Below are 24,070 nucleotides of genomic sequence, written 5' to 3' on the forward strand. Positions count from 1 at the left end.
GACATGGCCGATCTCAGCACCAATTTCCTGGGCATCAAGTCCCCCAATCCGTTCTGGTTGGCTTCCGCGCCGCCAACCGACAAGGAATACAACGTCGTCCGTGCCTTCAAGGCGGGTTGGGGTGGCGTGGTCTGGAAGACACTCGGCGAACAGGGGCCGCCGGTGGTCAACGTCAACGGCCCGCGCTACGGCGCCTGGCATAGCCAGGACCGCCGGGTGATGGGCTTCAACAATATCGAGCTGATCACCGACAGGCCGCTCGAGGTCAACCTGCGCGAGATCAAGCAGGTCAAGCGCGACTGGAAGGATAGGGCGCTGATCGTCTCCCTGATGGTGCCCTGCGAGGAAGACGCCTGGAAGTCGATCCTGCCCTTCGTGGAGGACACCGAGGCCGATGGCATCGAGCTGAATTTCGGCTGCCCGCACGGCATGTCGGAGCGCGGCATGGGCTCGGCCGTCGGGCAGGTGCCTGAATATGTCGAGATGGTTGCGCGCTGGTGCAAGCAATATACCCGCATGCCGGTGATCGTGAAGCTGACGCCCAACATTACCGACGTGCGCAAGCCAGCCGAGGCGGCCAGGCGCGGCGGCGCCGACGCGGTATCGCTGATCAACACCATCAACTCCATCGTCTCGGTCGACATCGACACTATGCGCCCCTGGCCAAATACGGACGGCTTCGGCACCCATGGCGGCTATTGCGGCCCGGCGGTGAAGCCCATCGCACTCAGCATGGTTTCGGAGATCGCGAGAGCCGAGGCGACGCGCGGCATGCCGATCTCCGGCATCGGCGGCGTCGAGACCTGGCGTGACGCCGTGGAATTCATGGCGCTCGGCTGCGGCACCGTGCAGGTCTGCACGGCCGCCATGGTCTATGGCTTCAAGGTGGTGCAGGAGATGATCTCCGGTCTCTCCGACTGGATGGACGAAAAGGGCTATACCTCGGTCGATCAGTTCGTCGGCAAGGCCATTCCCCAGGTGACCGACTGGCAGCACCTCAATCTCGAATATGTGGTCAAGGCCCATATCGACCAGGATGCCTGCATCAAATGCGGCCGCTGCCACATTGCCTGCGAGGATACCTCGCACCAGGCCATCACCAACATGGTCGCCGGCGAGCGCAAGTTCGAGGTAATCGAGGAAGAGTGCGTGGGTTGCAATCTGTGCGCCGTGGTCTGCCCGATCGAGGACTGCATCACGCTCGAGCCGGTGACCTCCGGGGTCGACAAGCGTACCGGCAGGCCGGTGGGCGGGCATCGCACCTGGAAGGAGCATCCCAATAATCCGGCGGTGTACGCCAAGGCTCCTGCCGCGGCGGAGTAGGTGGCACGCTGCTTCACCTCCCATCACCCTGCTGGAACCTTCTCCCACAAATCGAGAAGGGGCTCTGCTCGGATAGGCGAGTTTGCTTGAACAGGGCCGCGCTACAATATCCCGGCCCAATAAATTCCCTTCTCCCCTTGCGGGAGAAGGTGGCGGCAGCCGGATGAGGGGTGAAGCCCAACAGCGCAGAATGAGATTGTCATCTCTCTCCACCCACAACAGGATGCAGCGCTCTCATCGGGAAATCACGCCGGGCCCATGACGCTGGATCAGATTGCAGAACACGCCGAAGTCGTCGGTCTCTCAGTGAGGGGCGCCTTCCATCCCCGACCTGAGGACGGCGTCCCGGCGCTCGATACCGGGTCAGTCGAAACGCTGGTACTGCTCGGCTGGAGCGGTGGCCGGCAATGGCCGGCCTTCGCGGCTTCGCACGAGGCTGCCGATGGCGCACTGCATCCATTGGATCGTTGGTCCGCGCGGGTGATTGACGCGATGGCAAACGAGTTTAGCGCCGTCGCCCTCTATCCCTTCGGCGGCCCGCCTTATTTGCCGTTTCAGCGCTGGGCGCAACGCGGCGATACTGTCTTCGCTTCGCCGCTCGGCATCTATGTGCACCCCGTGCATGGTCTCTGGCACAGCTATCGCGGTGCGCTCGGCTTTGCGCAAAGGCTGGCGCTGCCCCCGCTCGCAAGGGTGATCCATCCGTGTGAGAGCTGTGCGGCCAAGCCCTGCCTTAACAACTGTCCGGTCGGCGCCTTCACACTGGCGGGCTATGATGTGGAACGCTGTGCCGCCCATGTGCGCTCGCCGCAGGGTACGGCCTGCAGACAAGGCGGCTGCCTCGCGCGCCGGGCCTGCCCGGTGGCACCCGACAAGGCTTATGGCAGCCAGGAAGCAGGCTTCTACATGAAAGCCTTCCTGGCCGCGCATTGACGAAAATGGGCGGGTCGCAGGACCCGCCCATCTCACTTGTTGTCCGCCGGCGACAGATCCCGCAGCTTGACGAGATCGTTCATCAGGCCGCTGACCCCGTTATGCACGGTCAGGCGCTCGACCTTGCCGGCAATCGCCTCCAAGGCCTCCAGCTCCTTGAGCCGCAGCATCACCGGGTTCTCGGCCATCACCTTGGCCGTGTTGAGCAGCGAACGGGTGGCGTTCGTCTCCTCGCGGCGGCGGATGACATTGGCCTCGGCCTGCTTTTCAGCCGCCACGACCTGGTTGAGGATCTCGCGCATCTCGCCCGGCAGGATCACATCCTTCAGGGCGATCTCACCGACCTCGATACCGATATCGGCCATGTCGCTGCGCACCTTTTCGGTGGCCTCGGCATCGACGACGGTCTTGCGTTCCAGCAACTGGTCGAGCGTCAGGGCGCCCAGAGCCTTGCGGAAGGCGTATTGCAGGGAGCGGTAGAACGCATCCTCGCAATCCTTGACGGTGGTAACAGCCTTCACCGGATCGACGACGCGGAACTCGGCCGCGATGTTGACACGGATGGTCACTCGGTCGCGCGTCAGCATCTCCTGGCCGTTGACGTCGAGCGAACGCAGCCGCACGTCGAGTGCCTTGACCTGTACCGGCTTTCCGATGTTCCAGAAGCCATGCACGCCCGGCGCCAACGTGCGGATGAAAGCACCGTCGACATAGAGCAGTCCGACCTGGCCATCCTGCACGGCGTGCAGGATCACGAGCTCGGCCTTGCGGGCCTGCACCAGCCGAGGGAGCAGGCCCGGCTCGACGACGAGGTCGGCCGGCGGAGCGATGGACGTCGAGGTCCAGGGACCGGCCGCCTTCCACACGGTGAGCTTGCGATCGGGGCCCAGCAACACATGGACGAGACCATCGCGCTCGACGATGGCAATCATGCCCGGCTCGGTGCGGAACCGCTGCAAATGACGCTCGGCCACGGCCGGAAGCTTGTCGAACAACGCCTTCTCGAGAGGAGAGTTGAACGGCCCTGCTTCAATGTCATGGCGCAGGATTTCGGTATCGTCCTTCCGGCCGGCCAGGACGTGCTCGCCCGGCTCCAGAATGGCACGCACCTCGCCCTTGCGCAGCACGATGGCACGCTCGGTTTCCTTCACGACGACGCGCTGGCGCCGCAAAATCAGGTCGAGAAAAGTCATGTCGTCTCCTTTCGGCAAGCTCAGATCATCTGCCGATCGTTCCTTCCGTTGTTGATGATTGGTCCCGGCAAAGATCCGGGAACCGGTGACGTCTGCCCGTGGCGGGCCGGCGGCAGCGGGGCGCGAGGCCGAGTGGCGGGCGCGGATCCGAAGATACGTCGCCGGCCACGGGACGTCTTGCCCATATCCGCAAGCCAGGCTGCGGGCGAACGGCTTCAGGCTCTCCGTCAGAGGTAACACCCGTGGGCGCTGCCTCCTGGGAAGACCGTCGGCATGCCAATTCCCGGACCGTCAAGGGCGAAGCGTTTTTCAGGCGCTTTGGAGAAGGATTCGAACCTTCGTGCGTAGAGTATCAGTCTACTGCTCGACCACTGAGCTATCCGAGGTTAGGCTGACAGGAATCGAACCCGCGACCTCCGGCTCCCGCCGGCGCTCTGCCATTGAGCTACAACCCAAACCGATCCCGTCCCGACATCCGTACACAGGACGGCAGAGCCGCCTGCGCGGGCGGAGGTTTCGAACTCCGGCCGCTGATATCGTTCCGGCTGGATGACCGGGGCGCGGCTTATAGCTGCACGCTTGAAGTTACGCAAGGGGCCAGTACAGAAAATTCGGCCTTATTCTTTTTGGGTTGAGTGCATGCACCCGGATATTCCAAGCAAAGGCGCGACCTGCCTCCCCCAGCCTTGTGGGGGCGCGCGCTATATTTGGTTGCTGTTGTGCAGGATCTGACCTGGGCAGAAGCCACGCATTCTCACTTAGCTGAAAAAGTTGGCGAGCATTTCTGAAGACTGCTTTGGAGCGAAAGCTGATTAACGGCCTCGGTTGCTCAGCGTGATGAAGCTAAGGACATCCGATAAACGCAGCGCCTCTCGATGCTGGCGAGAGCCGCCGGGACTAGCTCCGTCGGCGCGCCCGGCCCACCGAGCGAACCGAAGCCAACCGGTGGTACGAAGACATCGAACCGGGCCCGGCTATCGTCGCGTGGCACCTGCCGGAATTCGAGACCGAAATCGCCGCGCGCTGAGGTCATCACGGCGCTGGCGGCCAGTTCGGGCGCCGGCCGGCTCGCAGCATATTTCTCGTCGAGATAAAGGCTGGTGTCGAACAACAGGGCAGGGAAGCCACGCTCGACCAGGAGAAAGCGGTATGGATCCTCGTCGATGTTACGCAAGGTTTCGCCGGCTTCCTGCATCATCGGGCCGAGCGCGGATTTGAACTGGTCCCATTCCTCGCGATTGCGCTGCTTGAACGCGTCGCCTTCGCCGCGCTGCGCCGCACCGAAACCATTGCGAAAACCGTTGAGGAACCCCCTGGCGAAGCTGCGCGCGCCGGCGCCCGATTCTCTGGCGATCCAGCGGGCCTGTCTCCATCGGCGCCTGAACAGCTTCATGCGTGCGCTCCCGCTTTCAGCGATCGGCCAGCACGCCGCGCAGGATCGTCTCGGTCAGCGTCTTCAGCGTTTCCTGGTAGAAGGCCTCGTCGGTGAGGTCCTTGCCGGTGAGGACACTGATCTGCGTGGCGAAATCGGCATAATGCTGGGTGGTCGCCCAGATCATGAAGAGGAGGTGATAAGGCTCGATCGGCCGCAGTTTTCCCTCGGCGATCCAGCCTTGGATGATGACGGATTTCTGCCGGACGGTGTTGGTGAGATCGGTTGCCAGGACCTTTTTCAGGTGAGGGGCGCCCTGCATGATCTCCATGGCAAACAGACGGGAGGACTCCGGATAGAGCCGAGAGCATTTGAGCTTGTGCTCGATATAGGATGTCAGTGCCACGACCGGGCCGCGTGCGGCATCGAGTTCCTTCAGAGGCGTGACCCAGACTTCCAGAGTGCGGGTGAGAACGGCCTCGTAAAGGGCGTCCTTGGTTCGGAAATAATAGAGAAGATTGGTCTTCGACATGCCGGCGGCTTCCGCGACCTGATCGATACGGGTACCGCGCAAGCCGTGTTTCGAGAAAGCCGAAAGGGCGCTGTCGAGGATCTTGTCGATATTGGCCAGGCCGAGCTTGGTCTTGCTGCGTTGCCGGCCGGCCTCTCCTCCCTCTGCCATGAGCGCTTCCTGTTTCGTTGTCCCCACCCCTTCATGGCTCAGAAGCTTGGCGGTGTGCAAGCCGATATCAACTCGCAGGGCGTGTCGCCGACATTACGAAAACGATGAGGTTCACGGCTGTCGAAATAATACGCGTCGCCGGGGCCGAGCACGGCCATATCCTCGCCCACCGTGACTTCGAGCTGGCCGCGGATGACGATGCCGCATTCCTCGCCCTGATGGTGCAGCAGCACTTTGCCGGAATCCGCCCCGGGCTGGTAGAGTTCGGAGATCATCTGCAGGGCGCGTCCGCGCAGGTCCGAACCGACCTGGCGATAGGAGACGCGCCCGCGACCAATCTCCATCAGTTCGTTGTTGCGGTAGAACACCTTGCGCCCGGGATTGGCATCGAGGGCGAAAAACTCCGCCAGACCAATCGGCAAGGCATCGAGTACCCGCTTCAAGGCGCCGACCGAAGGGTTCACCGCATTCGATTCCATCAGCGATATGGTGGCATTGGAGATGCCTGCCCGCTTGGCGAGCTGGCGCTGCGACAATCCGCGCGCCTCGCGCACGCGCCGCAGCAATGACCCCAAATCGACGTTCTGCATGGTGCCGCCCTTCGTCCAGTCCTGTTTAGAATGTTAAATATCATGAACGCTGTCGACAATTCCACTTTGCATTCAATGCACCGGAATTTGCGAACCTAACGCTTGTAATTGAACATTCGTTCTAGAACAAAAACTCGGGTATTGAAGTGCGGCCGAAATAGGAATGATGCTGCCACAACAAAGAGTTGGCATAATTTCCAAATTCAAGGCAAAGCTATTGCCAGCTTAACGAGCCGGGCTTCCCGCCAGCCTTCGGGACCTCGGCAGCTTCCGGAGAGATCCCGATGAATGCCCCGATCCGCGCGACCAACAACCTCGAAGCATTCTGGATGCCGTTTACGGCTAACAGACAGTTCAAGGCCAATCCGCGCATGTTCGTCGCCGCCAAGGACATGCACTACACCACGGCCGATGGCCGCCAGGTGCTTGACGGCACGGCGGGCCTTTGGTGCTGCAATGCCGGCCATGGCCGCCCCAAGATCACAGAGGCGATCCAGAAGCAGGCGGCCGAGCTCGATTATGCGCCGGCCTTTCAGATGGGGCACCCCGCTGCCTTCGAACTGGCTTCGCGTCTGGTGCAGCTGACGCCCCAGGGCATCGATCACGTCTTCTTCGCCAATTCCGGTTCGGAAGCCGTCGATAGCGCGCTCAAGATCGCCCTGGCCTATCACCGCGCCCGCGGCGAGGGGCAGCGCTTCCGCCTGATCGGCCGCGAGCGCGGTTATCACGGCGTCGGCTTCGGCGGTATTTCGGTGGGCGGCATCGTATCCAATCGCAAGATGTTCGGCACGCTGCTCACCGGTGTCGATCATATCCGCCATACCCATGACCTCACCCGCAACGCCTTCTCCCGCGGCCTGCCCGAGCACGGCGCCGAATATGCCGAGGATCTGGAGCGTGTCATCGCCCTGCACGACGCTTCCACCATCGCGGCCGTGATCATCGAGCCGATCGCAGGCTCTACCGGCGTGCTGCTGCCGCCCAAGGGTTATCTCGAGCGCATCCGCGCCATCTGCGACAAGCATGGCATCCTCCTGATCTTCGACGAGGTCATCACCGGTTTCGGCCGCCTCGGCACGCCTTTCGCCGCCGACTATTTCGGCGTGACCCCGGATATGATGACTGTAGCCAAGGGCATCACTTCGGGCGTGATCCCGATGGGAGCGGTGTTCGCCAAGAAGGAGATCTACGATGCCTTCATGACGGGCCCCGAGCACCTCATCGAGCTCTTCCACGGCTATACCTATTCGGCCAATCCGGTGGCCTGTGCCGCAGCGCTCGGCACGCTCGACACCTATACCGAAGAAGGTCTGCTCACCCGTGCTGCCGATCTCGCCTCTTATTGGGAAGACGCGATCCATTCGCTGAAGGGCCTGCCCCATGTCATCGACATCCGCAATCTCGGCCTGATCGGCGCCATCGAACTGGAGCCGATCGCCGGCCAGCCCACCAAGCGCGCCTTCTCGGCCTTCCTGAAGGCCTACGAGAAGGGCTTGCTGATCCGCACCACCGGCGACATCATCGCCCTGTCGCCGCCGCTGATCATTTCCAAAGTGCAGATCGACGAGTTGGTCGCGACGCTCGGCGACGTCTTGAAGACGCTGGATTGATATTGCCGTCTCCCCTTGCGGGACTCCGCAGTTCCTGCGGAACCGCTCGGGGTCCCGGCAGGGGGATGAGGGGTCTTGCGGCCTCGCCTGACGGGATGACGTCGTCGGAAATTTCAATTGGAGGGGCCTCGTCCACCCCTCATCCGCCCTTTTGGAGCACCTTTTCTCACAGGGGAGAAGGATGGATCGCTCCTAAGGTGCGCAGCAAGACAAACTCCTTCAGAGGAAACCCATGGCCCGTATCGACAATCTGATCGGCGGCAAGCAGACCGCCACCACCAGCGGACGCTTCGCGCCCGTGTTCAACCCCGCCACCGGCGAGCAGAGCGGTGAGCTCGGCTTGTCCTCGACCGCAGATGTCGATGCCGCCGTGCAGGCGGCGAAGAAGGCCTTCCCTGCCTGGTCGACCACGGCGCCGCTCAAGCGGGCCCGCTACATGTTCAAGTTCAAGGAACTGATCGAGGCCAATGCCGACAAGATTGCCCAGGCGATCTCGGCCGAGCATGGCAAGACCCATTCCGATGCCCTCGGCGAGGTGCAACGCGGCCTCGAAGTGGTGGAATTCGCCTGCGGCATTCCGCATCTGCTGGCTGGTGAATTCAGCCGCAACGTCGGCCCGGCCATCGACACCCATAATGACCGCCAGCCCCTCGGCGTCGTCGCCGGCATCACGCCGTTCAACTTTCCCGCCATGGTGCCGCTGTGGATGTATCCGGTGGCGATCGCGGCCGGCAACACCTTCATCCTCAAGCCGTCCGAGCGCGATCCCTCGGCCGCCCTGGTGGTCGCTCAGCTCCTCCTCGATACCGGCCTGCCGGAAGGCGTGCTCAATGTCGTCAACGGCGACAAGGAAGCTGTCGACGCGCTGCTGCATCACCCCGACGTCAAGGCTATCAGCTTCGTCGGTTCGACGCCGATCGCCCAGTATATCTATGCGACGGCTGCTGCCAACGGCAAGCGCTGCCAGGCTCTCGGTGGTGCCAAGAACCACATGGTGGTGATGCCGGATGCCGACATGGACCAGGCCGCCGATGCGCTGGTCTCGGCGGCCTACGGCTCGGCGGGCGAGCGCTGCATGGCGATCTCGGTGGCCGTGCCGATCGGCGACAAGACCGCCGACGTGCTGGTCGAACATCTGCTGCCGCGCATCAACAAGCTCAAGGTCGGCCCCGCCGCCGATCCGCAGGCCGAGATGGGGCCGCTGGTCACCAAACAGCACCAGGAAAAGGTACTTGGCTATATCGATGCCGGCGTGAAGGAAGGCGCCAAGCTGGTGGTCGACGGTCGCGGGCTCAAGCTGCAGGGCTATGAAAACGGCTATTATGTCGGCGCCACTTTGTTCGATCACGTCACAGAAGAGATGTCCATTTACAAGGAGGAGATCTTCGGGCCGGTGCTTTCCATGGTGCGCGCACGCGACTATGCGCATGCCACCAAGATGATCAATGATCACGAATATGGGAATGGTACCGCCATCTTCACCCGTGACGGCGATGCGGCGCGCGCCTTTGCCGACAGCATCGAGGTCGGCATGGTCGGCGTCAACGTGCCACTGCCGGTACCGGTCGCCTACCACTCGTTCGGCGGCTGGAAGCGCTCGTTGTTCGGCGACCACTCGATCTACGGCATGGAGGGCGTGCGCTTCTATACCCGCCTGAAGACCGTGACCGCCCGCTGGCCTACCGGCATCCGCTCGGGCGTGAACCTCAACTTCCCCTCGACGAACTGAGATCGGGCGTAAACACTCGGCGGAGCCGCACTCCTTCTTGGCTTATGGAGTGCGGCTTCGCCGCAATGACCGCCGGGGACAGCTTCGGCTACAGGGTGGTCGAGGGATTTCAGCTTTTTCGGCAAGAAGGCTGCGGCTTGCCGGCCCGCCTATCCGAGCCGCGCGCCTGCTGGTTCCAAGCAAACCCTGCTGCCGACCCACCCCCTGCTCAGCGAGTGTCACGACAGGAATTCGCGTAGCGCGGCAATACGTTCATTGGTCAGCACGCCCTTGATGTCATCGGCAGAGCGACCTGGAAAAGCCTCGGCAACAAAGTCCGCGAAAGCGTCGCGATAGGTGAGCCAGGCACGCTGGGTCTCATGAATGCCGCTTTTCTGGACCGTGCCGTAGGAGAAGTTTTTCAGGCGCATGACCTTCTGATAGGTCGTGTTCAGGGTGGCATCGGCCTTGGCCAGTTGCGGTGCGCTGAATTTCTGAACCTTGCCGTTGACGACCTGCCGAAGATCGTCGTGGAAGGCCTTTTTGGCCGCGTCCGTCGCGTCGGTCTGCATGGCCGCGCGAAGTGTGCCGCTGAGATCCACCTCATTCTTCCCGACGGCGTCCGCATAGGCCGCCGATGCAGTCTGAAGCCGGGCCAAGGCTGCCTTCTGTTGATCGTTCCAATCCCTGGAGAGGGTCGTGATGGCCTGATCGCGTTGAGCGTTCTCGATGCGGGAGGCATGGACCTCGCAGGCGCCGCCGAGGAAGCCGCTCGTGGCGTCGTCGCATACGCTGAAATCCGTGCCCGCCCATCCTTCGGTGCGCAGCTTGGCGAGATGCTGGATGCGAAGATCCATTTCGTAATCGGCACCGTTGAGTTGGCAGGCAAGGGCGATTGCCCGATTGAGGTCGCGCGGTGCCCCGACTCCATTGGCATACATCATCATGAGAAGGCTGTTGCCGCCGAAGGGCGTTTCGTTTCCGTCGGGTCCCTTTGCCTCCTGTGCGGCACAGCGCCGAGCCGCGTCGAGGTCTGCCTTCATCCCGATGCCGTAGTAGAGCGCCTCGGAGTCGCAAGGGGCCTTGTCGTCAGGTTGGGCTGGTTCGGAAATGTCCAACGTCTTCGCCGATCGGCAGATCTGTTGCGACTTCGAGAATGACGGATCGGCCTTCGCATCCGCCCAGGATCCTGCATGGGTGGAGAGCGGAGCCGTTAGAAGGACGGGAATTGCCAGGGCAACGGGAGCGAGTTGCACGCAAAATTTCTTCATTCCTTGTCCTTCTGTATTAAAGGCAGCGACAGGTAAGGGAGGTCACTATACCAGTGCCATGCTCATCATCTCGCATTTATACCTAGATGTTCAGCAGCCTCACCTAGCCGAAGGAGATTTGCAACGTCTAAGTTGTAGTCCTTTCGGAATGGAAACTTGCCTGACTAGGGCACTGATCCTTTGCGCTCCCACAAGGGCTTGGTTTCACCATCGTCCTTATGAGAATAGGCGTGAAGATGGGATGCCCGCGGCGAGCAATTTCGGGCTGGTCAGGGACCAGTCCGCTATTGCAACGTTTTCGCGGTGAGAGCCCCGAAACTATCCCCGGTTGAACTGCGCCGGGCGCTTCTCCACGAAGGCAGCCATACCTTCCTTCTGGTCCTGCGTCGAGAACAGGGCTTGGAAAACGCGGCGCTCGAAGGTGAGGCCGCTGGTGAGCGGCAGCTCATAGGCCTGGTTGATCGCTTCCTTCATTACCATAGCGGCCGTCAGCGACATGCTGGCGATGGTTTCCGCCGTCTTCACCGCGTCCTCGACGAGATCGGCGGCCGGAATGATACGCGAGGCCAGGCCGCAGCGCTCGGCCTCGGCGGCGTCCATCAGCCGGCCGGTGAGGCACAATTCCATCGCCTTGGACTTGCCGATCGAGCGCACCAGCCTCTGGCTGCCGCCCATGCCGGGGATCACGCCGAGCTTGATCTCAGGCTGGCCGAATTTGGCGGTGTCGGCGGCCAGGATGAAGTCGCACATGAGCGCGAGTTCGCAGCCTCCGCCCAAAGCATAGCCGGCTACAGCTGCGATCTTCGGCTTGCGAGAAGCGGCGAAATGGTTCCATTCCGAGAACCAGTCGCTGCTGTGCATGTCGACGAAGCTCTGAGCCTGCATCTCCTTGATGTCGGCGCCGGCGGCGAAGGCCTTGGCGGAACCGGTGATCACCAGGCAGCCGATGCCGGGATCGACGTCCGCCGCCTGGGTCGCCGCCAGGAGTTCGCCGGCCAGCTTGCGGTTGAGGGCGTTGAGGGCCTCGGGCCGGTTGAGCGTGATCAGCAATACGCGTCCGCGCTTTTCGGTGATGATGGTCTCATAGGTCATGTCTGGTCCTCAAACCTTTGGCCATTTCCGTCCTCGAGGAGAGGGAAATGCGCCCTTCATTTGAAATATTGAGCCGGCTGTTATGTTGATGAAACTCAGCTCCTGCCCCGAAGCAGCCGGATGATGGCGGAAAAATCTTCCGTACCGTGGCCGAGGCCGTCGAACAGGGAATAGAGCTGGGCGGCTTCGGCGCCAAGCGGCGTGTTGGCGCCGACCGAATTGGCGGCCGCCTGGGCGAGCTTGAGATCCTTGAGCATCAGGGCCGCCGCGAAGCCCGGCTTGTAGTCGTTGTTGGCGGGCGAGGTCGGCACCGGCCCCGGCACGGGGCAATAGGCGGTGAGAGACCAGCACTGGCCGGAAGAGGTCGAGGCGACATCGTAGAGCGCCTGCTGCGACAGGCCGAGCTTTTCGCCGAGCGCGAAGGCCTCGCAGACCCCGATCATCGAAATGCCGAGGATCATGTTGTTGCAGATCTTGGCCGCCTGGCCGGCGCCGGCGCCGCCGCAATGCACCACGCGCTTGCCCATTATGGTGAGCAGCGGCTCGGCCCGGGCGAAGGCCTCGTCCGGGCCGCCCACCATGAAGGTCAGCGTGCCGGCCTTGGCGCCGCCGACGCCGCCCGAGACGGGAGCATCCACGGCGGCTAGGTTACGTCCGGCCGCGATCTCATGGGCCTTGCGGGCGCTGTCAACGTCGATGGTGGAGCTGTCGATCAGCAGCGCGCCCGCAGGCACGAGGCTGGCCAGATCCGACCATACCTTCAGCACATGGGCGCCGGCCGGCAGCATGGTGACCACGGCATCGGCATCCTTGACCGCTTCGGCGGCGGAGGCGGCGATGGTGACGCCATCAGCACGCGCACTGTCGAGCGAGACCTGGGACAGATCGAAGCCGCGCACCGCGTGCCCGGCCTTGACCAGATTGGCGGCCATCGGTCCGCCCATATTGCCGAGACCAATGAAACCTATCTTGCTGCGGGCCATTGGAAACTCCTTTGCGAGAATACGATAAGGATCGGTGTCTTACGCACCGCCATGCGCTTAAGGAAACACCCGATCCGCCACCGGCTGGGTCCAGGCTTCGATATCGTGGTCATCGACCTCTGCAAGGCTTGCCGGCGACCAGCGCGGATTGCGATCCTTGTCGATAATGGCCGCTCGCACACCCTCGTAGAAATCGTGGCCCTGGGCCACCGCAACCGCTGCAGCAAATTCGCGTTCCAGAGCCTCTTCAAGGCCATCGGCCTCGCGGGCCAGACGGATCAGGCGGAAGGTGAGCTTGAGGCTGGTCGGCGATTTGGAGGCGATGAGGTCGCGCGTCTTCAGGGAGAAGGGCGTATTATCCGCTTCGAGAGCTTGCAGGATGGCCTCGACGGAGGAGCCGGCAAAGCAGCGATCGATCAGCGTGCGATGCTCGGAAAGGCGAGCGAGTTCAGGCTGCACGGCATGCTTTGCAAGCACGGCGCGGATTGCCTCATTGTCGGTTCCAGGCATCAACTGAGCCAGCTCGTCGATCAACGCGGGAATGCTGCCCTGAGGGATCTGGAGGTCGGCCAGGCCGGCATAAACAGCATCGGCAGGCCCGATCGTCTCGCCGGTGAGGGCGAGATAGGTACCGATCTCGCCCGGCGCATGGGCGAGCAGCCAGGTGCCGCCGACATCCGGCACGAAGCCGATGCCGACTTCGGGCATGGCGATGCGGCTGCGCTCGGTGACGATGCGGTGGGCGCCGTGAGCCGACAGGCCGATGCCGCCGCCCATGGTGATGCCGTCCATCACGGCCAGATAGGGCTTGGGAAAGCGGGCGATGCGGGCATTGACGCGATATTCGTCACGCCAGAATTTCGCGCCCGTACCATCGGGCGTGCGTTCGCCTTCGTAAAGGGCCCGGATGTCGCCCCCGGCGCACAGGCCACGCTCGCCTTCGCCCGTCAGCAGTATGGCGGCGATGGCGGCATCTTTCTCGAACGCGTCGAGGGCCGGCGCGATCAGATGTACCATGTCGCGCGTGAGGCTGTTCATCGCCTTGGGGCGATTGAGCCGAATGCGGCCAAGCGAGCCTGTGCGTTCGACGATCACGTCCGGAAGCGTCTCTTCTGCTGCCATTAGCGATTCCCCAGCAGGGCACGGGCAATGATCACGCGCATGATTTCGTTGGTTCCTTCCAGAATCTGGTGCACCCTGAGATCTCTGACGATCTTCTCGACGCCATATTCGCTCAGATAGCCATAGCCACCGTGAAGCTGCAGCGCCTGATTGGCAACCTCGAAACCGGCATCGGTGACGAAGCGCTTGGCCATGGCGCAAAAGCGCGTCGCCTCGGGGCTCTTGGCATCGAGCGCGCAGGCGGCCCGCCACAGGAAGGTGCGCGCCACTTCCAGTTCCGTCGCCATGTCGGCAAGGCGGAATTGCAGGGCCTGGAAATCCGAGATCTTCCTTCCGAAGGCTTTGCGCTCGCCCATATAGGCGATCGCCTTGTCGAGAGCCGCCTGGGCGCCCCCGAGCGAGCAGGCGGCAATGTTGAGGCGGCCGCCGTCGAGCGCCGCCATGGCGATGCGAAAGCCCTGGCCCTCTTCGGCAATGCGGTTGGCGGCGGGAACCCGGACATTCTCAAACATCACGGCGCGGGTCGGCTGGGCATGCCAGCCCATCTTCTTCTCGCTGGCGCCAAAGGAAAGACCAGGCGTGTCCTTCGGCACGATGAAGGTGGAGATGCCCTTGGGGCCATCGCCGCCGGTGCGGGCCATCACGATGTAGAGATCGCTGGCACCGGCACCCGAGATGAACTGCTTCTGGCCGTTGAGGACGTAATTATCACCCTCGTGCGTCGCCCGGGTAGCCAGGTTGCCGGCATCCGAGCCATAGCCGGGCTCGGTCAGGCAATAGCTGGCAATCGTCTCCATCCTGGTCATCGCCGGCAGCCATTGCTGGCGCTGTTCGGGCGAACCATAGCTATCGACGATCCAGGCGCACATATTGTGGATCGACAGGAAGGCGGCGACGGCCGGGCAGCCCGAGGACAGGGCTTCGAAGATCAACGCCGCATCGAGCCGGGTGAGGCCGGAGCCGCCGACATCCTCGCGCACATAGATCGCGGCCATGCCGAGCCCGGCGGCCGCCCTGAGCGTGTCGATGGGAAAATGCTTGTTCTGATCCCATTCGAGGGCGTGCGGGGCGATCGCCTCCGCCGCGAAGCCGGTCGCCATCTCCCGGATGGCCACCTGTTCGTCGCTGAGTTCGAAATCCATGGTGGTTGCCTCGTTTCCTACCCTCCCTGGAGGGGGAGGGTCGGCCCAAAGGGCCGGGGTGGGGTGACTGGCGCAGCGTTCTGCCAGATTGGGCGGCGCTAGACTGGGATCGGTCGTGCAGACACCCCACCCCGACGCCACGCGTCGACCCTCTCCCTCCAGAGGAGGGTAAAGATTGCCTCACCGCATCGTCGGGATCGAGAAATCCGCGCCGCTCTTGATGCCGCTCGGCCAGCGCGAGGTCACCGTCTTGGTCTTGGTATAGAAGCGGATCGAATCCGGCCCGTGCTGGTTGAGGTCGCCGAAGCCCGAGCGCTTCCAGCCGCCAAAGGTGTGATAGGCGATCGGCACCGGGATCGGCACGTTGATGCCGACCATGCCGACATTGACCCTGGCGGCGAAGTCTCGGGCAGCATCGCCGTCGCGCGTGAAGATCGCCACGCCGTTGCCGTAGGAATGTTTGGTCGGCAGAGCCAGCGCTTCCTCGTAATCGTGCGCACGCACCACGGAGAGCACCGGGCCGAAGATTTCCTCCTTGTAGATGGTCATCTCCGGCTTGACCTCGTCGAACAGGCAGCCGCCCATGAAGAAGCCGTTCTCATAGCCCTGGAGGCGGAAATTGCGGCCGTCGACGGCTAGTTTCGCGCCCTCGTTGATGCCGATCTCGACATAGTGCTTGACGCGCTCCACCGCCTCGCGGGTGACGAGAGGGCCGTAATCGGCGGAGCCGTCACTGGAGGGACCGATCTTCAGCGATTCCACCCGCGGGATCAGCTTTTCCATCAAGGCATCAGCCGTCGGCTTGGTGACGGGAATGGCGACCGAGATCGCCATGCAGCGTTCGCCCGCCGAACCGTAGCCGGCGCCGATCAAGGCATCGACCACCTGGTCCATGTCGGCATCCGGCATGATGATGGCGTGGTTCTTGGCGCCGCCGAAGCACTGGGCTCTCTTGCCGGTCTGGGCGGCGCGGACATAGATATATTCGGCGATCGGGGTCGAGCCGACGAAACCCACGGCCCGGATGTCTTCGTCGTCGAGAATGGCGTCGACCGCTTCCTTGTCGCCGTTGACCACATTGAACACGCCCGCCGGCAGGCCCGCTTCAAGGAACAGTTCGGCGATGCGGATCGGCACGGAGGGATCACGTTCGGAGGGCTTGAGGATGAAGGCATTGCCGCAGGCCAGCGCCGGGGCGCATTTCCACAAGGGGATCATGGCGGGGAAGTTGAAAGGCGTGATGCCGGCGACGACACCCAGCGGCTGACGCAGGGAATAGACGTCGATGCCGGTACCGGCGCTCTCGGTATATTCACCCTTGAGCAGATGCGGGATGCCGATGGCGAACTCCACCACTTCGAGGCCGCGCTGGATGTCACCCTTGGCATCCGGCACGGTCTTGCCATGCTCGCTCGCCAGGAGTTCGGCCAGACTGTCATGCTCGTCCCGCATCAATTCGAGGAAGCGCATCATCACACGGGCGCGCCGCTGCGGATTCCAGCTCGCCCAGACCACCTGTGCCTCGCGGGCATTTTCGACCGCGGCCCGCAACTCGGCCTTGCTGGCGAGTGCCACCTTGGCCTGCACCTCGCCGGTGGTGGGATTGAACACGTCGGCAAAACGGCCGCTGGTGCCCTCGACGCGCTTGCCGGCGATGAAATGTCCGATCTGTCGCATGGCTTGGTCCTTCATCGTGTTGTGAATTTCATTTTCCGGGTGCGCGGACGTCTCGTCCACTCTTGGAAAAACAGTGTCTGCCGAGAGCAAGAAGCGGACGAGACGTCCGCGCACCCGGAACGCCTCTGCCGCAACCCTATGCGCGCTTCCTCTCCGATGCCATCTCCGGGAAATCGGTCTCGGCGAATTCAACGCCCCGGAATGCGCTTTGCGTATCGCCCTCCACCTCCAGCCGACGCAGCTGGACGCGGCGGATCTTGCCGGAGATCGTCTTGGGCAATTCGGTGACGAATTCGATGCGGCGGATGCGCTTGAAGGGGGCGAGCCGCTCGCTGGTGTAGCGGAAGATCGACAGCGCCGTCTCGCGCGACGGCTTGGCCGCGCCGACCAGCAGCACATAGGCCTTGGGGATCGACAGGCGGATGGGATCGGGCACCGGCACGATGGCGGCCTCGGCCACCGTCTCGTGTTCGATCAGCACGCTTTCGAGCTCGAAGGGACTGATGCGGTAGTCGGAGGACTTGAAGACGTCGTCGGCGCGGCCGACGAAAGTGAGGTAGCCGTCCTCGTCGATGAAGGCGACGTCGCCGGTGTGATAGACCTCGTCCTCCAAACCTCCGAGCTTGCCGTCGATCCCCTGATAGCCCTGCATCAGACCGGCCGAGCGTGTGTCGCCGAGCGGCAGGCAGACCTCGCCTTCCGTGGCAGGCTTGCCATCGGCGTCGAGGACGCGGATGTCGTAGCCGGGGAGGGGGCGGCCCATTGCACCGACCTTGATCGTCTGTCCCGGCGAATTGGCGATCTGGGCCGTGGTTTCGGTCTGGCCGTAGCCGTCGCGGATGGTCAGCCCCCAGGCGTTGCGGACCCGTTCGATCACTTCCGGATTGAGCGGCTCGCCGGCCCCGCACACTTCGCGCAGCGAAACCTTGGTGGCGGCAAGATCCTCCTGGATCAGCAGGCGCCAGACGGTCGGCGGGGCACAGAGCGTGGTGACCTCGCAGCGTTCGAGTTCGCGCAGCAGGACTTTGGCGCTGAATTGCGGCTGGTTGATCACCAGCACCGTGGCACCGGCATTCCAGGGCGCGAAGAACGAACTCCAGGCATGCTTGGCCCAGCCGGGCGTGGACACGTTGAGATGGACGTCTCCCGGCTGCAGGCCGAGCCAGTACATGGTCGAGAGCGCGCCGACGGGATAGCTGCGCTGGGAATGGCGCACCAGCTTGGGCTTGGCCGTGGTGCCGGAGGTGAAATAGAGCAGCAGCGGATCGTGCGGATGGGTCGGGCTATCCGGTGTGAAGGTGGTGGGCTGGTTGAAAGCTTCGACATAGGTGATCCAGCCGGCTCCTCCGCCGGGGCCGACGGCGATGCGCTTGACTTCCGGTGGCGCCACATCTTCGCATTTGGCGAGCTGGTCGCGCTCGGCGATGATGGCGCGGGCCCTGCCGCGGTCGAAACGGTCGGCGAGCTCGTCCGGGGTGAGCAGCGTCGTGGCCGGAATGAGGATCAGCCCGAGCTTGATCGCCGCCAGCGTCGTTTCCCAGATAGCCGGCACATTGCCGAGCAGCACCAGCAGGTGGTCGCCGCGTCTCAGGCCCTGAGCGCGCAGGAAATTCGCCACCTGGTTGGAGCGCCGGCTGAGCTCGGAAAAGCTGAAACGGGTATCGGTTCCGGTGGCTGTGTCGACGATCCGCAGGGCCGTGCGGTCCCGGCTTTCGGCAGCGGTGGCGAGCTCGGCGTCGAACCAATCGAGCGCCCAGTTGAAATGGGAGTCATCCGGCCAGCGGAAGCCGGCGCGAGCCGTCTGGTAATCGCTACGATGCTTGAGCAGAAAGTCACGAGCCTGCCGAAAGTCTGGCATGAAAGTTTCCTCGCTGTTGCCGTCGGGAGACGGGTCTTCAGACCCGCCAGTGCTTCGATGAAGGCGGGTCTGAAGACACGCCCCCCACTTACGCCAACCGTTCCACCGCCATGGCAGTCGCTTCGCCGCCGCCGATGCAAAGACTTGCGACGCCGCGCCTCAGTCCATGGCTTTCGAGGGCGGCCAGCAGCGTTACCAGCACGCGGGCGCCAGAGGCGCCGATCGGATGGCCAAGGGCGCAGGCGCCGCCATGCACATTGACCTTGTCGCCGGGCAGGTCGAGGTCACGCATCGCCGCCATCGTCACCACGGCGAAGGCCTCGTTGATCTCGAACAGATCGACCTCGCCGGCCGTCCAGCCGGTGCGCTCGAACAATTTGCGCATGGCGCCGATCGGAGCGGTGGCGAAGCGGTTCGGTTCCTGGGCGTGGCTGGCATGGCCGACGATCGCGGCGAGCGGGGTCAAACCACGCTTTTCCGCCTGGGAGCGGCGCATCAGTACCAAAGCAGCGGCGCCGTCGGAGATCGAACTCGAATTGGCTGCCGTCACCGTGCCGCCCTCGCGGAAGGCGGGCTTCAGCGTCGGAATCTTGTCCGGGCGGGCCTTGCCCGGCTGCTCGTCGACGCCGACGACCTGCTCCGTCTTGCCGGAACCGACGGTAACGGCCACGATCTCGCTGTCGAAACGTCCGTCTCGGATGGCGGCCTGGGCTCGGCTCAGGGAGCGCAAGGCAAATTCGTCCTGCGCCTCGCGGGTGAACTGATAGGCCTCAGCACAATCCTCGGCGAAGGTGCCCATCAGTCGCCCCTTGTCATAGGCGTCCTCCAGCCCGTCCAGGAACATGTGGTCCTTCACGCTGCCATGGCCCATGCGGTAGCCGCTGCGCGCCCGGTCGAGCAGGTAGGGCGCGTTGGTCATGCTCTCCATGCCGCCGGCCACCACCACGCCGGCCGTGCCGGCGGCGATGAGGTCATGGCCGAGCATGGCGGCCTGCATGCCCGAGCCGCACATCTTGTTGATGGTGGTGGCGGGAGTCGAAATCGGCAGGCCCGCGCCCAGGGCAGCCTGGCGAGCCGGGGCCTGGCCCTGGCCGGCGCTGAGCACGCAGCCGAACACGGTCTCCTCGATGGCTTCGGCGGGCAACCCGGCCCGAGACACCGCGGCCGAGATGGAGGCTGCGCCGAGGCGTGCCGCCGGCAGGCTGGAGAAGGCTCCCTGGAAACCACCGAGCGGGGTCCGCGCGGAACCGACGATCACGACAGGGTCATTCATCTTGAGGTCCCTTTTTGCGAAGGAGGATTTTACGCCGATTTCGGCGACATGTGTGGTCGATCAGCGCGGCGCCATGCGTAGGGCGCCGTCGAGCCGGATGATTTCACCATTGAGCATGCGGTTTTCGACGATGTGGCAGACCAAGGCGGCGAACTCTTGCGGATGGCCGAGGCGGGGCGGGAAGGGGACGGTCGCACCCAGCGAGGTCCTGACCTCTTCCGGCATGGCCTGCATCATCGGGGTCTCGAACACGCCGGGCGCCACGGCGACGACGCGGATGCCGAAGCGAGCGAGCTCGCGGGCTGCCGGCAGAGTGAGGCTGGCGACGCCGCCCTTGGAAGCGGCATAGGCGGCCTGGCCGATCTGGCCGTCATAGGCCGCGATCGAAGCTGTGTTGACGATGACGCCGCGCTCGCCGTCTTCGCCGGGCGTATTGGTGGAGATTGCCCGGGCGGCGAGGCGCGTCATGTTGAAGGTGCCGACGAGATTGATCTGGATGGTGCGGGCGAAGCGGTCGAGATCATGCGGGCCGTCACGTCCGACGATGCGCTCGCTGGGGGCGACGCCGGCGCAGTTGACCAGGCCGTCGAGCCGGCCGAAGGCGTCGAGGGCGGCCTCGACGGCGGCCTGCCCATCCCCGGCATTGGCGACGTCGGTGTGCTGGAAGCGGGCCGCAGGACCCAGCGCCGCTGCGGCTTTCTCGCCGGCTTCGGCATTGAGATCGCAGAGCAGGACACGCCCGCCGCGGCTCACGAACCCGGCTGCTACCGCATGGCCGAGCCCGGACGCTCCACCAGTCACCAGGAAGACGCGATCTTGGATTTGCATGGCGCGGAACTCTCCCCGTGTCGGCCCTTTGAGGGCCGTTGTCGTTGGCACCGATATTACGCGCGTCGGCGGTGGCATTCGATGACCCTTCGTGCTTAAAAGCGTGATCGGTTTTGCCATATCGTAAGGGGCGCGGATGGCCTGGAGAGCGCAGAGATTCACGCCATGATCGGCGTCGGCTTTATCGAGGATACGCTCGAGCCCCTGAGGCGCGGCGGCTTCGACCTCGCGACGGCGCTGGAGGCGGGTGGATTCAGCGAGAGCGATCTCGATCTGCCGGGCTTTCGCCTGTCGGCTGAGCAATATGGCCGGCTGTGGCTCAGCATCGCGCAGATCATGAGCTGCGAATATTTCGGCTTCGGTGCCCGTCCGATGGCGCCGGGCAGTTTCGCCATGCTCTGCCACGCCGTGATCTCCAGCCAGACGCTGGAGCATGCCGTCAGGCGGAGCTTGCGCTTTCTCAACCTGGTGCTGGGAGAGCCCAAGGGCGAACTGGTGATCGAGGAGACGAGCGCCAGCGTGATCCTGCGCGAGACCGCTCCTCCCCGGCCGGCCTTTGCCTATCGCACCTACTTCCTGCTGCTGCACGGCGTCGTGTGCTGGCTGGTCAAGCGCCGGCTCGAGATCCGCGAGCTGCATTATCGCGGGCCCCTCCCGAGCGGCCGAGAAGACCATCGCGACTTCTTCGGCACCAAGGTCGACTTCGATCGGCCACAGACCATGCTGACCTTCGACCGTGCGCTGCTGTCCTTGAAGGTGCGCCAGACCGAGAAGACGCTGCAGGGCTTCATAACCGGCGCTCCGGCCAACATATTGGGGCGCTATCGCTATGACCGTGGCGCTGCCTCCGCCACGCGACGTCTCCTGCGCGAGCTCCCTCCTACCGAATGGCCTTCCTTCGCCGAGATGGCCGCGAGGTTGGACCTGTCCGAACCGACATTGCGGCGCCATCTGGCTGGAGACGGCGAGAGTTTCTCCGAAATCAAGGAGGAGATTCGCCGCAAGCTGGCCCTGGACTGGCTGCTCCGCACGGCCAAGCCGGTTGGACAAGTCGCTGCCGATCTCGGTTATACCGAGCCGAGCGCCTTCCACCGCGCTTTCCACAAATGGGCCGGCTGCAGCCCCGGGGAATTCCGGCGCTCGCGTGGGAAATGACGGATGGGCCGGCCGGTTCCGTCATAACTCCTTGGGGTTATTGTTCGATCGCCGGCATCGGCACAAGCTTCCCGATGACAACGATAGGACGAGCGCCGGCAAACCGGAGAACTTGTCGCCAGGGGAGAGAAGCGATGCAGGACGTGAAATTGGACAGGGCGTTGGGCCTGTGGTCGGTGGTATTATTCGGCTTGGCCTATATGACGCCGATGATCGTATTCGGCACCTTCGGGCCGCTAGCGACGGCGAGCCAGGGCACCACGGCGATGTCCTATCTGCTGGCCTCTGGCGCCATCCTGCTTACCGCCCTGAGCTATGGCGTAATGTCCCGGGTCTATCCCGTAGCGGGTTCGGCTTATACCTATGCCCGACGATCGTTGAGTTCCGGCGTCGGTTTCCTGGTCGGCTGGGCCGTTCTGCTTGATTACTTCTTCCTTCCGATGGTGATCTGGCTGATCGGCGCGGCCTATCTGTCCTCCGCCTTTCCCGCCGTGCCGAGCTGGGTCTGGATCCTTGCCTTCATCTTCACCACCACCGTGATCAACATCCTCGGCATTGCCTTCGCAAGCCGGGTCAATTTCGTGCTGATGCTGGTGCAGCTCGTCGTGGTCGTCGCCTTCATGCTGTTGGCGGCCCGCTACGTCGCCGCGGCGAACGGAACGGGCGGCCTGGCGGCAGCGGCGCCTTTCTTCCAGGCCAATGTGCCCTTTTCCGCCTCGGTGGCAGGCGCCGCCATAGCGGCCTATTCCTTCCTCGGTTTCGATGCCGTTTCCACGCTGACGGAGGAGACCAAGGACGCTGGCCGCACCATTCCGCGCGCCATCCTGATCGTGGCCCTGGCCGGCGGCGCCATCTTCGTGGCGGCGGCCTATGTGGTCCAGCTCGCCCATCCCGGTTTCGAGTTCGCCTCCGTCGATGCCGCCGGCAACGAAATCGCCCAGAAGATCGGCGGCGATTTCTTTGTCGTCATCTTCCTGGCGACGCTCGTCCTGGCGCAGTTCAGCTCGGGTCTCGCCGCTCAGGCCAGCGTCGGCCGCCTTCTCTATGCCATGGGCCGCGACAATGTCCTGCCGAGCGGCCTGTTCGCCCGCCTGCATCCGAAATGGCAGACGCCCCTCGTCAATCTGCTTTTCGTCGGTCTGGTCGGGCTGGCCGCGATCTGGATGGATGTCACGACCTCGACCTCCTTCATCAATTTCGGTGCCTTTTTGGCTTTCACGGCGGTCAATCTCTCGGTGATCGCTCTCTATCTGCGCGGGCATGAAGGCGTCAGGCCGCTGGGCGCGCTGCTGGGTGTGATCGTTCCGGCCATCGCGGCGGCCTGCGACCTCTATCTGCTCCTCAATCTCGATGCCCACGCCAAATGGCTCGGCCTGATCTGGCTGGCGCTGGGGGCTGCGTATCTCGCCTATCTTACGCGCATGTTCAGCCAGGCCCCACCCGAAATGGACTTCGTGGAGGAGACGGCCTGAGCAGGCTCTTGTTCAGGCGGCAGTGGACTGCCCGGCCAGGAACAGGCGGAACAACTGCCCCTGGCTCGATATCTTCAGCTTTGCGTAGATGTGGCGGCGATGGACCTTGACCGTTTCCGGGGAGAGCGAGAGGAGAGCGCCGACCGAGAGGCTCGAATGCCCCTTGAGGATCAGTGCCACGATTTCCCGCTCGCGTGGCGTCAACTGAGGATGGGCGATAGCCGCCGATGGGAGCGCCTCGCTGGAGAGGGAGGGCGGACGCGTGGTTTGCCAATGCCGCTCGGCAAGGCGGCAGATGAGTCCGGCAATATCGCCGAATTGCTCGATCTGGCGGCGGCGGAACAGCGGGTTCGTGCCAAGACGGCTGATCGAGAGCACCCCGACATGTCTGCCTCCGAGATCGAGCACGAAGCCGATCTCGTCCCTGATGGTCGTCGCGGCATAGTGGACCCGGTAGTATTCGGACTGTCTGAAATGATCGGGTGCCAGATCCTGCATGACGATCAGGGATGTGGCGTCGCTCCCCCGGACGGCATCGTAGAAGGGGTCGAGCACATAGGCGCCGGCGAGATATTGATCGACGATGATGCCACGATCCACCAAGTCGGACGGGTTGTGAAGATCATGCGCCCTGCCGTCCGGCGCATAGCGAAAGCCGTTCATCATCTCGAAAGGGGCGATCAGGCGCAGGACCGTCTGCAGCGCCGCGGGAAAGCCCGGCGAGCCTATGGCCTCGACGGCATGGGCGAGGAGGCGGCTCCAGGCCTGGAATGGTGGCGGCATGGC

General features: G+C 63.7%; 20 protein-coding genes and 2 tRNA genes. 6 read left to right on the forward strand and 16 right to left on the reverse strand.

Annotated elements, in window-relative coordinates; all coding sequences use genetic code 11:
- Window positions 1–3: 3 nt before the first annotated feature.
- Together preA and ACZYTC_RS04060 are read left to right on the forward strand one after the other, a co-directional pair.
- Window positions 4–1,323: an NAD-dependent dihydropyrimidine dehydrogenase subunit PreA gene (gene preA, locus ACZYTC_RS04055; protein WP_434957283.1), complete on the forward strand. Its 1,320-nt coding sequence runs from the start codon at window positions 4–6 to the stop codon at window positions 1,321–1,323.
- 258 nt (window positions 1,324–1,581) lie between these two features.
- Entirely contained in the window at window positions 1,582–2,256 is a 675-nt protein-coding gene (locus ACZYTC_RS04060) for a hypothetical protein (RefSeq protein ID WP_488988966.1), read from the forward strand.
- Window positions 2,257–2,288: 32 nt separating this feature from the next.
- Here the strand turns inward: ACZYTC_RS04060 and ACZYTC_RS04065 are convergent, their stop codons facing one another.
- The 6 genes from ACZYTC_RS04065 to ACZYTC_RS04090 all read right to left on the reverse strand — a co-directional run bounded on the left by ACZYTC_RS04065 (window position 2,289) and on the right by ACZYTC_RS04090 (window position 6,093).
- A complete protein-coding gene (locus tag ACZYTC_RS04065) occupies window positions 2,289–3,449 on the reverse strand; it encodes a slipin family protein (protein WP_488988967.1) in 1,161 nt (386 codons plus the stop codon).
- A 319-nt stretch (window positions 3,450–3,768) separates the two neighbouring features.
- Window positions 3,769–3,831, reverse strand: a tRNA-Ile gene (locus ACZYTC_RS04070).
- A 4-nt stretch (window positions 3,832–3,835) separates the two neighbouring features.
- Window positions 3,836–3,904 (reverse strand) — tRNA-OTHER (locus tag ACZYTC_RS04075).
- A gap of 374 nt (window positions 3,905–4,278) precedes the next feature.
- Window positions 4,279–4,842: a hypothetical protein gene (locus ACZYTC_RS04080; protein ID WP_434957280.1), complete on the reverse strand. Its 564-nt coding sequence runs from the start codon at window positions 4,840–4,842 to the stop codon at window positions 4,279–4,281.
- Between the two features lie 16 nt (window positions 4,843–4,858).
- On the reverse strand, window positions 4,859–5,503 hold the full coding sequence (rutR, locus tag ACZYTC_RS04085; RefSeq protein ID WP_434957279.1) for an HTH-type transcriptional regulator RutR: 645 nt from the start codon (window positions 5,501–5,503) through the stop codon (window positions 4,859–4,861).
- A gap of 38 nt (window positions 5,504–5,541) precedes the next feature.
- Window positions 5,542–6,093: a cupin domain-containing protein gene (locus ACZYTC_RS04090; RefSeq protein ID WP_434957278.1), complete on the reverse strand. Its 552-nt coding sequence runs from the start codon at window positions 6,091–6,093 to the stop codon at window positions 5,542–5,544.
- 284 nt (window positions 6,094–6,377) lie between these two features.
- On the opposite strand from ACZYTC_RS04090, the gene aptA reads away from it, so the two are divergent.
- Together aptA and ACZYTC_RS04100 are read left to right on the forward strand one after the other, a co-directional pair.
- Window positions 6,378–7,703: an omega-aminotransferase AptA gene (gene aptA / locus ACZYTC_RS04095; RefSeq protein WP_441772013.1), complete on the forward strand. Its 1,326-nt coding sequence runs from the start codon at window positions 6,378–6,380 to the stop codon at window positions 7,701–7,703.
- Between the two features lie 232 nt (window positions 7,704–7,935).
- Window positions 7,936–9,432 carry a CoA-acylating methylmalonate-semialdehyde dehydrogenase gene (locus ACZYTC_RS04100; protein ID WP_434957276.1) on the forward strand — a complete coding sequence of 499 codons (1,497 nt, stop codon included), beginning with the start codon at window positions 7,936–7,938 and terminating at the stop codon, window positions 9,430–9,432.
- Window positions 9,433–9,650: 218 nt separating this feature from the next.
- On the opposite strand, the gene ACZYTC_RS04105 is transcribed toward ACZYTC_RS04100, so the two are convergent.
- The 9 genes from ACZYTC_RS04105 to ACZYTC_RS04145 form a co-directional block, all read right to left on the reverse strand.
- Entirely contained in the window at window positions 9,651–10,682 is a 1,032-nt protein-coding gene (locus tag ACZYTC_RS04105) for a lysozyme inhibitor LprI family protein (RefSeq protein ID WP_441772012.1), read from the reverse strand.
- Between the two features lie 318 nt (window positions 10,683–11,000).
- Window positions 11,001–11,774 carry an enoyl-CoA hydratase gene (locus tag ACZYTC_RS04110; protein WP_441772011.1) on the reverse strand — a complete coding sequence of 258 codons (774 nt, stop codon included), beginning with the start codon at window positions 11,772–11,774 and terminating at the stop codon, window positions 11,001–11,003.
- A gap of 95 nt (window positions 11,775–11,869) precedes the next feature.
- Complete coding sequence (gene mmsB / locus ACZYTC_RS04115) at window positions 11,870–12,757, reverse strand: 3-hydroxyisobutyrate dehydrogenase (RefSeq protein ID WP_441772010.1); 888 nt, start codon at window positions 12,755–12,757, stop codon at window positions 11,870–11,872.
- A 57-nt stretch (window positions 12,758–12,814) separates the two neighbouring features.
- Window positions 12,815–13,879 (reverse strand): enoyl-CoA hydratase/isomerase family protein, encoded by a 1,065-nt coding sequence (locus ACZYTC_RS04120; protein WP_441772009.1) that lies wholly within the window; start codon window positions 13,877–13,879, stop codon window positions 12,815–12,817.
- A complete protein-coding gene (locus ACZYTC_RS04125; protein ID WP_441772008.1) occupies window positions 13,879–15,021 on the reverse strand; it encodes an isobutyryl-CoA dehydrogenase in 1,143 nt (380 codons plus the stop codon). Before ACZYTC_RS04125 ends, ACZYTC_RS04120 begins: the two co-directional genes overlap by 1 nt.
- 180 nt (window positions 15,022–15,201) lie before the next feature.
- Window positions 15,202–16,698: a CoA-acylating methylmalonate-semialdehyde dehydrogenase gene (locus ACZYTC_RS04130; RefSeq protein WP_488988968.1), complete on the reverse strand. Its 1,497-nt coding sequence runs from the start codon at window positions 16,696–16,698 to the stop codon at window positions 15,202–15,204.
- Window positions 16,699–16,834: 136 nt separating this feature from the next.
- Window positions 16,835–18,556: an AMP-binding protein gene (locus ACZYTC_RS04135; protein WP_441772006.1), complete on the reverse strand. Its 1,722-nt coding sequence runs from the start codon at window positions 18,554–18,556 to the stop codon at window positions 16,835–16,837.
- Between the two features lie 88 nt (window positions 18,557–18,644).
- A complete protein-coding gene (locus tag ACZYTC_RS04140; RefSeq protein WP_441772005.1) occupies window positions 18,645–19,829 on the reverse strand; it encodes an acetyl-CoA C-acyltransferase in 1,185 nt (394 codons plus the stop codon).
- A 60-nt stretch (window positions 19,830–19,889) separates the two neighbouring features.
- Complete coding sequence (locus ACZYTC_RS04145) at window positions 19,890–20,657, reverse strand: SDR family NAD(P)-dependent oxidoreductase (protein WP_441772004.1); 768 nt, start codon at window positions 20,655–20,657, stop codon at window positions 19,890–19,892.
- Window positions 20,658–20,822: 165 nt separating this feature from the next.
- On the opposite strand from ACZYTC_RS04145, the gene ACZYTC_RS04150 reads away from it, so the two are divergent.
- Both ACZYTC_RS04150 and ACZYTC_RS04155 read left to right on the forward strand, forming a co-directional pair.
- Window positions 20,823–21,812, forward strand: coding sequence for an AraC family transcriptional regulator (locus ACZYTC_RS04150; RefSeq protein WP_434957266.1), 990 nt, complete (start codon window positions 20,823–20,825; stop codon window positions 21,810–21,812).
- A 134-nt stretch (window positions 21,813–21,946) separates the two neighbouring features.
- Entirely contained in the window at window positions 21,947–23,284 is a 1,338-nt protein-coding gene (locus tag ACZYTC_RS04155; RefSeq protein WP_434957265.1) for an APC family permease, read from the forward strand.
- A 12-nt stretch (window positions 23,285–23,296) separates the two neighbouring features.
- Here the strand turns inward: ACZYTC_RS04155 and ACZYTC_RS04160 are convergent, their stop codons facing one another.
- Entirely contained in the window at window positions 23,297–24,067 is a 771-nt protein-coding gene (locus tag ACZYTC_RS04160; RefSeq protein ID WP_488988969.1) for a helix-turn-helix transcriptional regulator, read from the reverse strand.
- Window positions 24,068–24,070: the final 3 nt, after the last annotated feature.

The sequence above is a fragment of the Labrys sp. F242 genome (assembly GCF_057813875.1).